A 14045-nucleotide genomic window follows, 5' to 3' on the forward strand; every position below is an offset into this window, starting at 1 on the left:
TTGTCTTAAACAAGACCCATCTGTAACGACCGAACAATCGCTCGACTACGACTATCTACCTCTAGTTTTTCAAATATTGTTGTTAAGTGAGCTTTGACTGTTGCTACGGTAATATAAAGGGAACGAGCTATTTCTTGATTTCGGTATCCTTCTACCAACAATTTTAGGACTTCCCGTTCTCGATTTGTTAAATTATAGGGATTAGAGCTATTTAATTCTGTCAGTTGATTAGAGGGTTCCTGGGGTTGAGTGGCTGTTGATTGATCTTGGTTTATCTGAAAAGCTCGAAAGAATCGGGCCGTAACTTCTGGACATAAATAAACTTGATTATTCAGAGCCGCCGTAATAGCAATAGGCAGTTGCGTCGGTAAATTTTCCTTCAACAGATATCCCCAAGCTCCGGCTTGCATCGTCGCAAAAATACTACTTTCCTCTCCTAAAGAAGACAACACCAAAATTTTGCTGCCATTCTGATTCTGTTCTGATTTTTGACTTAAACTTCTGATCATTTCAATGCCCTGATCAGGTGCCTGAAATAAATCCCAATCTAGGAAAATTAAACCGGGTTGACATTGGGCAGCCATGGTCAGGACAGATTTGATTGAACTTGCTTCACCAACTAGCTTAATTTGCCATGACGAACTCAAATTATAAACTTTAAGTAATACCTGCAAACTCTTGCAAAAATGCAATTCACAAGCTACCAGCATAACTGCAATTGTTTCTGGTAAAATGTTCTTAGGCATAAGCCTAGAAACACTTGCAGGCCCCCGATTAGAAGTGTGATTAAGTTGATGTACCCACATATCAAGTCCAATTAAAACTAATATGGTTTGATGCCCCAGAAGGAAGTTTGTGTCATGAACACTATGTTTTAATATAACATCTATCTTCAGATATAAATTTAATTTTTGCGACTCAGTTCTCAATACATTTGTATAGAAACCTAACAAATTAATAAGAAAAATAAAGTAATGTTAATTAAATATAGCAGTCCTAAATCATTATCAAGAGCATGATATAGCAAGTCTAAATGAATTGTACAGTCATAATGATCGGGGTTATTAACCCTAAAAAATACTTACATTCCCCCGTAGGGGCGAGGCGCGCCTCGCCCCTACAATTATTTGGATTTCCTGACATCCCGTTGAAATAGGCCATAACTAAGCCCTAGCATTAATAACCCATTCAAAAAGCCAAAAAATTTCGACCAAAGTCTATAACCCCTGGGGTCTATTTCACCTTAATCTAGGCACATTAACTAATAGTAATCAGGACAAACCCGATCTGGGCTGCATAGCAAATTGTTGAGCAGCACTCGAAGGCTAAATATTGATATAAGGAAAAGAAATATGGCAAGACTTGACTATTTTGCTCCAGGTGTGTATGTAGAAGAAGTTGATAGAGGAAGTCGTCCGATAGCAGGAGTCCCCACCGCGGTCGCCGGATTTTTGGGCTTTACCGAAGATGTGCGCGGTGGTGCCGAAATGTTCAAACCGATGTTAGTCACCACTTGGAGCCAATACCTCCAGTATTTCGCTCGCCCCAATTCCGACGGCTTCACCGACTTCAACGCCTACCTGCCCTTTTCAGTTTACGGCTGGTTTTTAAACGGTGGCGGCCGTTGTTGGGTAACCAGTATCGGCACCAGATTACCAGGTTCTGCGGCTCCATCACCAACGGAATTAGGCACAGAGGTGATGAACCGCGCCAAACGTCCCGCCCTGCGGTTTTCCCTGAGCGATCCCGCAATTGCCTCAATAGAGAACATTAACGGCGCTTTAGTATCAGCTAACGAAAGAACCATCCGCGTTAGAATTACCGAAGGCCTACCCAAAGCTCCAGCACCCGCCTTACCCCCAACCTCCTCAGCAGAGGCAGGTACAGAGGCAGGTACAGAGGCAAGGGCAATAACTGCTATGCCCGCGAACACAGGGGAATACTTCACCGTTGTTATCACCCAAGGCGGCGAGGAGCTAGAACGCTACGAACACCTGACCATGAACGCCCAAGCCGACGTCGCCGTGGCAGATTATGTGTTCAATGCCCTGCAAGAGTCCCGCTATGTTCGGATCACAGATATTTCCCTGACAGGCAGCCCCCTAGCAAAACGCCCCAATAATGGCTTCTATGAAGTCAGTCCCCCGCCACTGGACGTTCAGCCCGAACTATTCAGTCAATATGTCGAAGGTGGACGGGATGATCGCACAGGGGTACGGGGTCTATTTGAAATCGACGACGTGACCATTGTTGCCTGTCCTGACTTAATGCGCGTGTACGAAGCTGGATTGATGAATCTCGATCAGCTTCATGGGATCATGGATATGATGCTCAGTCTCAGTGAAGGTGCGACGGCTGGTGATATCCCCAACCCACCAAACCGAATGGTGATTCTCGATACCCCTCCTGATCGGGTTAAACCCCAAGATGTGGCCCGTTGGCTCACCGAAGAATTTAACCGTCGTTCTCAATTTGCGGCCCTCTACTATCCTTGGATCAGAGTTCCCAACCCCCGGAATGCCGGGCGTCCGATTTCCATTCCTCCCTGTGGATATGTTGCAGGTGTCTGGTCACGGGTGGATGAAACCAGAGGCGTCCATAAGGCGCCCGCCAATGAAGTCCCCCGTGGTCTGGTTGGTTTGAGTTATGACTGCAACTTCCGGGAGCAGGAATTATTAAACCCCTTGGGAATTAACTGTGTCCGCAGTTTCCCCAACCGAGGTCTACGGATTTGGGGTGCCCGTACCCTGGTGGAAGCGGATAATATTCAATGGCGTTATATTAACGTCCGTCGCTTGATGAGCTACATTGAGAAATCCATTGAACAGGGAACCCAGTGGGTCGTCTTTGAACCCAACGATGAAGACCTCTGGCAACGGGTTAAACGCACCCTCAGTAATTTCCTTGACTCCCTCTGGCGCGAAGGAGCCCTAGTTGGCGGTAGTCCGGCTCAAGCCTACTACGTCAAGTGTGACGAAGAAATTAATACCCCACAAACGATGCTCCTAGGCCGTTTGTACGTTGAAGTCGGTGTAGCCCCCGTCCGTCCCGCTGAATTTGTCATCTTCCGCATGAGTCAGATCACCGGCGATGAAAACGAAGAAGAAGGTAACGAATTCTCTTAAATCAACAAAGGTTTTGGGTATTAGGGAATTTAAGAGGATGACGCAGATTAAAATCCGTGAAATCCGTGAAATCCTCTTAAATCCGTGATCCCGATTTCCACACTAAAAACTTACAAAAGGAATAAAAACATGGTCGGAGTTGTTACTACTGTTGCCTCTCGGTTTTACGTTGAGTTTGATGGAATTACTCAGGCTCAAATCAAAAGTATGGCTCAAATTTCCTATGAAGGTAAAGTTACAGGAAATGCTAAACCCATAGGTTCATCAAAAGGCGGAATTCATGACCGACAAACCACCTCCGGCGGTTACGATTCTAACCCCGCCATGACCGTTGAAGTTTACCTGTGCGATTCCCCCCAAGGTGCCAGCGCCCAAATGTACAAATGGTTTCAAGAATGCTTACCCGTTAGTGAGGGCGGTAACGGCAACTGGTCAAATAACCGTAAAAGTGGTTCAGTTGTTGTTTATGATCCCAACGGTAAGGAAATCCTCCGGTGGAATTTAGAACGCGCTTGGCCGAAAAAATACTCCATTGCCGATGCGGATGTCACAGGTCAAGATCTGGCAGTAGAAACCTATGAACTGGTGGCTGAACGAATCAATAAAGTCAAATCCATCAGTGGTGCTGCCGTTACCTATGGTGGTCGGTGACATATAATGAATTACGAATTACGAGACAATTAGCTAACTCCTAATTTATTAATTCATTAATTCATTAATTCGTAATTGATAATTCGTAATTGGTAATTGCCAACATACCCCCCCGATAAATCTGGCTAGACAAGCGACAGTAAGTTAAAACAAAATCAATCTAATTATTGATCAGGAGGAATATTTAAAATGACAGCAGCAACTCAGAGAAGCTTAATGGAATACCTGACGGTTTCTCGCTTTTACTTAGAAATTAATAATAATACAAGGTTACTGATTTCCAAAGCTAGTGGACTTTCAATTACTATTGATCCAGCCTCTGAGGGCAAGCCCATCGGAACCCGTAAGGGCATGGCTACGGATACACAAACCACTCCCGCCACCGTCAGTTATCAAAATATTACCCTGGAGTTTGTAACAGCAATTGACAACGATATTCTCTTGCAATGGTATGTGGATTCACACCCACAAGCCATGGGAGGAGGCGGTCGGCAAACTATGGCTCGGCGTTACGAAGCTTCCCTGGTTTTCTACAAACAAAATGGTTCAGAAGGTGCCCGATGGAATATTAAAGATGCCATTCCCGCTAAATACAAAACTACTCAGGTAAAAGCTGACAGCGCTGATATTTTTAAAGAAACCATTGAGGTTGCCCACGCCGGGATGATTCGGGTTCCTGTCGGAGCAACGAAACTCTAACGATAGGGAATAGGGAACGGGCAATGGGCAATAGGTAAAGATATAGCAAGAGGCAATAGGGAATAGGCAATCTCGCTATAGGTAAATACTTACTGTGAGCAGCTTTTAGCTTTCAAGAATGTCCTAATAGATGTGGCGACTGCTATATTATCTATTTATTGCCTATTGCCTATTCCCCATTCCCTGTCTTTCTCCCATTGCCCATTCCTTATTGCCCGTTTTTCCGCCTGTTGCCTATTACCTATTCCCTATTTGATATGCAAATTAATCAAGACCAATTAAAACAAAATTTATCAGAGATTCTTACCATTGCTCGCTTTTATGTTGAGTTAAAACTCAATGGAAGCAGCGAGCCTGTTGATGCCTATTTTATGGAATGCAAAGGGTTTAAATATACCCAAAGTTTAATAGAATTAGCTGAAGTTTTTCCCCAACGGTGGGGGAAGGCTACACGGGGACGAGTCCTGCGAACAAAAATGCCTGGAAATGAAAAAGTTAATAATATTAATTTGCGTCGGGGTCTAAGTGCATCAACTACCTTATGGAATTGGATTGAAAATGTGCAATCAGGTCAATGGGCAACTCAAAGCTATGATGGTTCTTTAGTTATCTATCGCCAAAGTAGTGAAGAAGGCGCTCGGTTTAATTTTAAAGGTGCTTGGCCGGTTTCCTACACCGTTGCTGATAGCATTGTTTCTGGTTCAGATCTCGCCTTTGAGGAACTAGAATTAGCAGTAGAAACCTTTAAGCGAGTTCCTACCCTTCCCAAATCCTTGTCATGATCCAAACTGAATTTGAGTTTACCCTACCCAAAGGATACCTAGATGAACAGGGGGATTGTCACCGTCAAGGGGTGATGCGGCTATCGCGAGCTATTGATGAAATTGTTCCCATGCGCGATCCTAGAGTTAAATCAAATCCAGCCTATGCGACCGTGATTATTCTCTCTCGCGTTATTACTCAGTTAGGCACTTTAGAAGAAATTTCACCAATGGTAATTGAAAATCTATTTGCCTCCGATTTAAGCTATTTACAAAAGTTTTATCGCTACATTAACGAGTTAGAGGGGGAAGATCAACCCGATCCTCCCACCCCATCCCCTGTTTATGATCAACCTGAATAGCTCTGAAACTCCCGCTATACCTGGTACTCCAGGTTAGCGGTGAGTAGTTCACCGATTAGAAATCGCATAATGGACTAAAGCCGCCATGCGTTTTCTCAGGGTTTCTAAACCTAACGCTTTAGAAGCAGAAATATAGACCGCTTGGGGGTATTTTTCCTGCGCTAATCGTAAATTTTCCCCATCAGTTTGATCGATTTTATTAAACACTAATAATCCCGGGCCAGGAGTCACCGGCATTTCCCTTAAAATCTGCATCACTGACTCAATTTGACTTTCCCAAGCGGGATGGGACAAATCCACTAAATGAATTAAGGCATCCGCGTCCGTCACCTCCTCTAAAGTAGCTCGAAACGCATCTACTAAAGGAGGTGGAAGTTCATGGATAAATCCGACTGTATCTGTAATAACCACCGTTAAAGGCTCCTCCGTTATCGTATCAGGAATCTCTAAACGGCGAGTTGTGGGGTCGAGGGTAGCAAAAAGTTGGTCAGCCGTATAGACTTCCGACTGGGTTAAAACGTTTAATAATGTTGACTTTCCAGCATTGGTATAGCCGACTAAAGCCAAGGTGGGAACCTCTCGAACTTGACGATTTTGGCGTAAACGGGAACGATGGGCTTGGAGTTGATTCACTTCCTGCTGGAGCCGGGAGATGCGGCGTTGGATGGCCCTGCGTTCGGTTTCCAGTTTGGTTTCCCCTGGCCCCCGGGTTCCAATGCCACCCCCTAAGCGAGACATAGCCCGACCTCGACCCGTTAAGCGGGGTAAACTATATTCCAGTTGGGCTAGTTCCACCTGTAATTTTCCCGCCCCCGACTGGGCGCGTTGAGCAAAAATATCAAGGATAACTTCAGTTCGGTCTACAACCCTGACCCCGATTTGGGTTTCCAGGTTCCGAACCTGGGCGGGGGATAGGTCACGGTCAAATACAATTAAATTAGCTCCGATGGTTTGGGCAACCAAGGCAATTTCCTGGACTTTACCCTCTCCGACAACGGTTTGGGGGTGAGGTTGCGATCGTTTTTGGCGTAAAGTTTGTAACACCTGACCTCCGGCGGTATCCACTAAACGCACCAATTCCGTTAGCCCATCTTCAAACCGTTGGGGGGATATTTTCTCTGTTTTCACCCCCACTAATAGCACTTTATCCTGACTAGAATCGACTTCCCGGGCAACAAATTCCCGTTCAAATTCCGTTTCTAGTTCGTTGACTAAATCGAGAAAATCCTGTTGCGATAGGGCATCCAGACTCATGGGCAACGACAAATAATAGGGAATAGCCGAAAAGCCATTATCAATTTGTTGATGATTTCCCGTATCCATATCCGGGACAAGGTGAGCCAGATAGGTGTCTTTGATATAGCCTGTTTCACCCCCTCCCCGTCGCTGAAAACCGCTTCCGGTTAGGGTAAGAACCACGAGAACGTCTAACCGTTGAATGGCCATGGCAGTCAGGGCTGCTTCTTTGGGCGGTTCCGGGCTAGTTTGGGTGGCAATACAGCGAATGCCACTCAGGCGTCCATTCCCATAACGGGGCAGTTTCTAAGGGGGGAATTTGAGTTTGGCGAGGAGTTCCGACTCCCACCCGCATTACTTGTCCCCTGCGGTTGATATAGGCGCACAGAGGCTGATCAATTTCTGTACTAATGGCCGCTAGTCGCTGGGCAAATTCTACGGTTGTAATCAAATCGCCAGGTAATCGTTGATGATACAGGCTTTGCAACCGTTTAAGCTGACTGGCTTTTAGACCTTGTAGTTGACCATAAATCGTTTCGATAGGCACGTTTTACCAGTTTCCTGGCCCTCCATAAACAATAGGGGTTGATTTGAGATTATGATAGCTTGAATTTTGATCGGAGTGTGGGCCGTGGGCTGTTCAGACCCGACTGGGAACTTAATATTTTCTTGAGGATTATTAAATGTCGAATCTGATAAAATTCTCTGATGTTTAGAGCTAAATTGATTAAATTTGTGATTAATATTTAATCAAATGACAGGCTACAGAATGGTTTAAACCCATATCTTTTAATCGGGGTTCTTCCAGCCAACATTGTTCCATAACAGAGGGACAACGGCTACAAAATCGACATCCTGTTGGCGGGTTAACGGGACTAGGAATTTCTCCAGTTAATAAAATTCGTTGTCGTTTGGCTTCTAATTCCGGGTCAGGAATGGGAACCGCAGATAATAGGGCTTGGGTATAGGGATGCAGAGGATTTTCATACAAAGAAATTCTATCTGCAAGTTCAACAATTTTGCCCAAATACATCACCGCAACTCGGTCAGAAATATGACGAACTATACTTAAATCATGGGCAATAAACAGATAGGTTAACCCTAAATTTTGCTGTAGATTTTGCATTAAATTAATCACTTGGGCTTGAATTGAAACATCCAAAGCCGCAATCGGTTCATCGCAAATAATTACATCAGGATTCATGGCTAAGGCTCTAGCAATCCCAATTCTTTGTTGTTGTCCCCCTGAAAATTCATGGGGATAACGATTGATGACATCATTATTTAATCCCACTAATTCTAATAATTCTTTAACGCGATTTTCGGCTATTTTAGGAGTAGCTAATTGATGAATAATTAAAGGTTCACTAATAATTTTTCCTACGGTCATTCGAGGATTTAAGGAGGAATAGGGGTCTTGAAAAATCATTTGCATCCGGCGACGGAAGGGCTGTAATTCTTTAGGATTTAAAACGGTTAAATCGGTATTTTCAAAGTAAATTTTCCCCGCCGTAGGACGAGCAAGCTGTAAAATTATTCGTCCCGTTGTACTTTTCCCACAACCTGATTCTCCTACTAAACTTAAGGTTTCTCCCCTATTAATATTAAAGGTAATTCCATCAACGGCTTTAATCGCTGCTACTTGACGTTGCAGTAAAATTCCTTCCATGACTGGAAAGTGTTTTTGTAAGTTTTCCACCCGAATTAAGGGATTATTTTTTTGATTGGATTTAAGTTTGGATTCTAAAGTATTAACCATATTTTTATTATAAAAAATGTTTATATAGGAAATCAGGAAATTCGGCGATTGGAAATCGCGTCTACAGAAACGAAGTCCGCTTGCGCGGACTGGGGAGGGAACAGGGATTAGAAATCGCCGGGGGAATTCTTAGCACCTGCGGGGGTAGTTTTAGAAATTAATTCCCACTCAGAAATCATTGATTGCTGACGGTGGTGAACAGCTTGATTTCTGATATAATTAGCTACACTGTCGATGGCATCGCGGCTAACGGTAAACGCCCCGTAGCTGCCTTGCCACTTAAAAAAATCACCTGGTTTAAGTTGGTGAGTTACGAAATGAGAAGAACTTCCCTTAATTTGCTTAATTATTTCAGCTACCGCCAAAGTTGTGGGAAAACCTATTAGCAAGTGAACATGGTCTTCTATACCTCCAACTGCGATTACAGTGCATCCTAACTTGTTACATTCTCCAATAATAGCTGCATAGATTGCTTGCTGAATATCGGGAGTAATCAAAGGCAATCTATCCCAAGTTGCCCAGACATAATGGAGATACATTTGCGTGAAATTTTCTCTCATTTTAATTACAATATAATAAATTTATCTTCAACCCGCGCAGGCGGGTTTCGTCTGTGTAGACGCGATTTCAATCGCCGAGATTATAACGATTATAGGTTGAATCAATTGAATCAGGCGATTACAGAAATCCGGCGATTAGAAATCGCGTCTACACAAACGAAGTCCGCCTGCGCGGACTGGGAAGGCGTCAACAACAATCCCTAACAAATAGTATAATTGATTGCACCATCCCAAATCCCATTTCTCCGATGAACTCTGAACCCCAACCAGCCTATCTCAACCTGATAAATCAACTGCTAACCTGTCCCAGCGGCGAAGAACAAGAGATATTGAACACTCACCCGGAATTGCTCGATGATGGCTTGGTGGCGGCTATGCTAAAAAAGGCAGATAATCTCAGAGAACAAGGCGAACTAAATAATGCTAATTGGTTGAAGAATTTTGCCGGGCTACTGGGTAAGGTGGCTGGCGAATTCCTCGCGGGAGTTGCACTGAAAGCAGAAGCAGATAGACTGTTTAACCAAGGCAATCAGCAGCATAAAATCAGTCAATTTCGAGAATCTTTGCAGTCTTGGGAACAGGCATTAACTATTTATCGGGAAATCGGATATCGCCAAGGAGAAGCTGCTTCATTCGGCAATTTGGGCAATGCTTACAATTCCCTAGGGCAATACCAGAAAGCGATCGACTTTCACCAACAGTCTTTAGAGATTTCACAGGAAATCGGAAATCGCCAAGGAGAAGCTGCTTCCCTCGGCAATTTGGGCAATGCTTACCAATCCCTAGGGCAATACCAGAAAGCGATCGACTTTCACCAACAGTCTTTAGAGATTGAACGGGAAATCGGAAATCGCCAAGGAGAGTCAATTTCTCTAAATAATTTGGGAAATACTTTACTCAAAACTAACCAACTTGCTGAAGCTGAAACAGCGCTGCGTGCCTCAATCCAAATTCGTGAAACTCTCCGTTTTGAATTAGTCAATAATGACCATAAAGCGTCAATCTTTGAAACCCAGGTAGCATCTTATCGCCTGCTCCAAAAAGTCCTAGTTGCCCAAACTAAATTTGATCAAGCATTAGAAATATCTGAAATGTCGCGTACCCGTGCCTTTGTCGAGTTATTGCAGCAAACCTTATTAACGAATGAATTACCAACAAATGACGCAACAAATAGATTATCAATTCCCAAAATCCAACAAATCGCCCCCGAGAGAAACTGCACAATAGTTGAATATTCGATTGTTGAGTCAGACATCATTTACATCTGGGTAATCCAACCAAACGGCAACATCAAGTATCGCGCCGCCAACCTCGAACCCCTCACCCAACAAAACCAAACCCTCAAACAAATTATCCTCAAAACCCGCGTCTCCATCGGCAGTAAGGAAACCGACGACGACGGCAACAAAATTCAACTAGAAAGAGAGTACCAACCAAACCAAACAGGCGGCTATCCCCTATTGCAACTCCTCCATCAAATTCTAATCGAACCGATCATCGACTTGCTACCCACCGATGCCAATAACCAGATCATCTTTATCCCCCACTACGACTTATTTTTAGTTCCTTTTGTCGCTTTGCAAGATAGCAAAAATCGCTCCCCACTGTTTCATTTTAGTGTCAATCAAACTATCTATTAACAATCCATTTTAGGAATTACCCAGCAAGCTACTTGATGCTCGGTTTCAATTAATTCTAATTTAGGATTTTCTTGAAAACAATGTTCAATCGCAAATCGACATCGCGGAGCAAAGGGACATCCTGGGGGATAATCTATTAAACTGGGTGGCATTCCAGCAATAGCTTTTAACGGTTCTTGACGAATTTGATCGAGTCGAGGTAAACTTTCTAATAATCCAATAGTATAGGGATGACGAGGATTTTTATACAGTTGATGAACCGTGGCTTGTTCCACAATTTGCCCCGCATACATGACTATAATTCTATCGGCTAATCCTGCTAATAATGCTAAATCATGGGTAATCCAAATCACAGACATTCCCTGTGCATTTTTCAGTTGTTTAACTAACTCCACGACCTGCGCTTGTACCGTTACATCTAAGGCGGTTGTGGGTTCGTCTGCGATTAATAATTTAGGTTGACATCCTAAACCCATGGCAATCATAACCCGTTGACGCATTCCCCCTGAAAATTCATGGGGATAACTTTTTAAGCGTTTTTCGGGACTAGAAATTCCTACCTGTTTTAAGAGTTTGATGGCTCGGTTTTTAGCTTCTTCTGATGTTAATTTTAGATGAATTTTTAGTGCTTCGGTTAGTTGTTTTTCAATCGTTAAAACTGGGTTGAGCGAAGTCATAGGATCTTGAAAAATCATGGAAATTTCATTACCCCTAAGTTGTTGTAATTGTTTAGGATTGAATTGCAGTAAATTTTTACCTTCAAATAAAATTTCACCTTGGGTAATTTTCCCCGGGGGTGATGGAATTAACCCTAAAATTGATAGGACACTAATACTTTTTCCTGACCCCGACTCCCCCACAATTCCTAGGGTTTCCCCTGGATAAACTTGATAGGAAATTCCATTCACAGCATGAATTACCCCATCAAGGGTAAAAAACTTAACGGCTAGATTTTTAACCTCTAATAAAGGAATCATTACGAATGGGTAATGGGTAATGGGTAATGACTGATAACTGGTACGGGCGGGTTATTTTAGATTGTTGTTAATCACCTAAATCTTGATGAACCCGCCCCTACAACTGGTACGGGCGGGTTATTTTAGATTGTTGTTAATCACCTAAATCTTGATGAACCCGCCCTACAACTGGTACGGGCGGGTTATTTTAGATTGTTGTTAATTACCTAAATCTTGATGAACCCGCCCCTACAACTGATGACTGATTATTTAACTACTCGTAAACGTTGCGTGACTAAGGTTAATCCTCCTTGACGCATTAAAATAGCAGAAATCCAATTGTTTCCGGCATTATCGGGGGCTTTACCTATTTTGAAAATACCGCCAGAGGGTAAAAATTCTAATTGTAAAAGATCAGAATTGTTATAGGTTTCTGCGGTGATAGGTTGTGTAATGGCGGTTCCAATTAAAATATCATTCTCCAAAGGTTCTTGAACAATTGCATCAATATGAAATTCCTGACCCGCTTTGACTTGTCCTGGGAGATTAAAAACTACCGTCGGTGGTTTATTCCCTAAAGTCAGTTGATTTTTTTCCGCTAGAATTTCCTGTTTAATAATTTTTTCCCCTTGAATTTGTTGCTGTGATGTGATGGTTGAGGTTAAAGAAAACTCGCGATTATCAATTTTTTTAGTTCCGGTAATTTCCGTAATGGTTGTCGTGGTTAAAAGATCGCCATTTTGTTGCCAAGATTGTAATTCTGTGCGATAATTAAGTTGAGAATATTTATTCCAAAATTCTTTAAGAACCTGTCTCAAACTTTGATAAGTTAAGCCATCGGAATTGGTGAAATCTGAGCCATAAAAGCCCATTACCTTTTCCACATCTCGACGATTAGCGGCGGCATCAATTTGATTTAAAAGATTAGTCACATTGGCGGGGGCTGTTTCTGGGGTTTGGGCATTTGCCTGTGGGGAAATTCCTGTGCCTATTCCCCACAGTGTTGTTCCTAGAACTACAAAAAATAATGGCTTTGCCCATAAATGGCGCATCTGTACACCATACCTGTTCTGAAAAGATTGTCGTTGAACTATGGGGAAGATTGTCATTGGATTTTCAAGATTAAGAATAGCGATTTCGTGTAAGTTTTATGGTAGCTTAAAAAGCTGTAACACAAAGTTGAACCGATTCTAGGGGAAAAAACTTGAGTCAGACACCCATTCGCTTACTCATTGCCGCCAGTGGGACAGGTGGACATTTATTTCCGGCGATCGCCACCGCCGAAAACCTGTCGGATTTTAAGATAGAATGGTTAGGTGTGCCCGATCGCCTCGAACGAGAATTAGTCCCCTCCCAATATCCCCTCCATACCATCTCCGTTGAAGGCTTCCAGAAACCCTTGGGTTTAGGAACCTTGAAGATTTTAGTCAAATTCGCCCGTTCCCTGGTGCAAGTTCGCCATCTCCTGAAAAAAGGTAACTTTCGCGGGGTATTCACCACCGGAGGCTATATTGCAGCCCCTGCGATTATTGCGGCCCGTTCCCTGGGTCTACCCGTAATTCTCCATGAGTCCAACGCCTTACCTGGAAAAGTTACCCGCAATTTTGGCCCTTGGTGTAATGCCGTGGGTTTGGGGTTTGAAGCGGCTATTCCCTACCTTCCCCGCGCCCATACCGTTGTCGTCGGAACTCCCGTGCGTTCCAACTTTCTCCAGACCTCTGCCCCCTTATCTTTTTTCCTCCCCGATGATGTTCCGGTAATTGTGGTAGTTGGGGGAAGTCAAGGGGCGGTAAGTGTGAATAAATTAGTCCGAGAGGCTGCTCCAACTTGGTTTGCAGCCGGGGCGTGGGTTGTCCATTTAACGGGAAATAATGACCCCGATGTCGAGGTGTTAAACCATCCTCAATATATTAAAATGCCTTTTTATAACGATATGGCAGCCCTGTTTCAACGGGCGACTTTAGCCGTGAGTCGGGCCGGGGCGGGAACTTTAACGGAATTAGCCATTACCCACACCCCCTCGATTTTAATTCCCTATCCCTTTGCCGCCGAAGACCATCAAACCTACAATGCTAAAGTTTTTGCCGAGGCGGGTGCGGCGTGGATGTTCCAACAAAAAGACTTGACCGCAGACCTGTTAGGGAGTAAAGTTTTGTATCTGTTACAATCACCGGAACAGCTACAACAAATGGCCCAAGCCACCGCCTCCGTCGCCATCACCAACAGTGCAGAACAATTAGGGGATTTAATCCGAAAGGTTGTGGTTTAGGAGGGACTGTATCAACAGCAACGGTTT

14 protein-coding genes are annotated in these 14045 nt (G+C 43.7%); 7 read left to right on the plus strand and 7 right to left on the minus strand.

The window, feature by feature from the left end; all coding sequences use genetic code 11:
- Positions 1-5 precede the first annotated feature (5 nt).
- Entirely contained in the window at positions 6-746 is a 741-nt protein-coding gene (locus AC2D3N_RS14080; protein WP_484691216.1) for a LuxR C-terminal-related transcriptional regulator, read from the minus strand.
- Between the two features lie 606 nt (positions 747-1352).
- On the opposite strand from AC2D3N_RS14080, the gene AC2D3N_RS14085 reads away from it, so the two are divergent.
- The 5 genes from AC2D3N_RS14085 (at position 1353) to AC2D3N_RS14105 (ending at position 5598) form a co-directional block, all read left to right on the plus strand.
- Complete coding sequence (locus AC2D3N_RS14085; protein WP_484691217.1) at positions 1353-3125, plus strand: phage tail sheath family protein; 1773 nt, start codon at positions 1353-1355, stop codon at positions 3123-3125.
- A 129-nt stretch (positions 3126-3254) separates the two neighbouring features.
- Positions 3255-3776 (plus strand): phage tail protein, encoded by a 522-nt coding sequence (locus tag AC2D3N_RS14090; RefSeq protein ID WP_079681306.1) that lies wholly within the window; start codon positions 3255-3257, stop codon positions 3774-3776.
- 189 nt (positions 3777-3965) lie between these two features.
- Complete coding sequence (locus tag AC2D3N_RS14095; protein WP_234996823.1) at positions 3966-4475, plus strand: phage tail protein; 510 nt, start codon at positions 3966-3968, stop codon at positions 4473-4475.
- 257 nt (positions 4476-4732) lie between these two features.
- Positions 4733-5257 (plus strand): phage tail protein, encoded by a 525-nt coding sequence (locus AC2D3N_RS14100; RefSeq protein WP_079681307.1) that lies wholly within the window; start codon positions 4733-4735, stop codon positions 5255-5257.
- Positions 5254-5598, plus strand: coding sequence for a hypothetical protein (locus AC2D3N_RS14105; RefSeq protein WP_079681308.1), 345 nt, complete (start codon positions 5254-5256; stop codon positions 5596-5598). Before AC2D3N_RS14100 ends, AC2D3N_RS14105 begins: the two co-directional genes overlap by 4 nt.
- Positions 5599-5646: 48 nt before the next feature.
- Here AC2D3N_RS14105 and hflX read toward each other — a convergent pair whose 3' ends face one another.
- The 4 genes from hflX to tnpA all read right to left on the minus strand — a co-directional run bounded on the left by hflX (position 5647) and on the right by tnpA (position 9153).
- Entirely contained in the window at positions 5647-7044 is a 1398-nt protein-coding gene (gene hflX, locus AC2D3N_RS14110; protein WP_484691218.1) for a GTPase HflX, read from the minus strand.
- Between the two features lie 34 nt (positions 7045-7078).
- Complete coding sequence (locus tag AC2D3N_RS14115; protein ID WP_484691219.1) at positions 7079-7381, minus strand: hypothetical protein; 303 nt, start codon at positions 7379-7381, stop codon at positions 7079-7081.
- Between the two features lie 192 nt (positions 7382-7573).
- A complete protein-coding gene (locus AC2D3N_RS14120) occupies positions 7574-8593 on the minus strand; it encodes an ABC transporter ATP-binding protein (protein ID WP_484691220.1) in 1020 nt (339 codons plus the stop codon).
- Between the two features lie 107 nt (positions 8594-8700).
- On the minus strand, positions 8701-9153 hold the full coding sequence (gene tnpA / locus AC2D3N_RS14125; protein ID WP_484691221.1) for an IS200/IS605 family transposase: 453 nt from the start codon (positions 9151-9153) through the stop codon (positions 8701-8703).
- Positions 9154-9401: 248 nt separating this feature from the next.
- Between tnpA and AC2D3N_RS14130 the strand changes: the two genes are divergently transcribed.
- Complete coding sequence (locus AC2D3N_RS14130; protein ID WP_484691222.1) at positions 9402-10793, plus strand: tetratricopeptide repeat protein; 1392 nt, start codon at positions 9402-9404, stop codon at positions 10791-10793.
- Here AC2D3N_RS14130 and AC2D3N_RS14135 read toward each other — a convergent pair.
- On the minus strand, positions 10790-11770 hold the full coding sequence (locus AC2D3N_RS14135) for an ABC transporter ATP-binding protein (protein ID WP_484691223.1): 981 nt from the start codon (positions 11768-11770) through the stop codon (positions 10790-10792). The genes AC2D3N_RS14130 and AC2D3N_RS14135 overlap by 4 nt on opposite strands.
- A 245-nt stretch (positions 11771-12015) precedes the next feature.
- The gene (locus tag AC2D3N_RS14140; RefSeq protein ID WP_484691224.1) at positions 12016-12858 is read right to left on the minus strand and encodes a nuclear transport factor 2 family protein; all 843 of its coding nucleotides are present in this window, start codon (positions 12856-12858) and stop codon (positions 12016-12018) included.
- Between the two features lie 95 nt (positions 12859-12953).
- On the opposite strand from AC2D3N_RS14140, the gene murG reads away from it, so the two are divergent.
- A complete protein-coding gene (gene murG, locus AC2D3N_RS14145; protein ID WP_484691225.1) occupies positions 12954-14018 on the plus strand; it encodes an undecaprenyldiphospho-muramoylpentapeptide beta-N-acetylglucosaminyltransferase in 1065 nt (354 codons plus the stop codon).
- Positions 14019-14045: the final 27 nt, after the last annotated feature.

This window comes from Planktothrix sp. PLAVEN19ND (assembly GCF_057220675.1).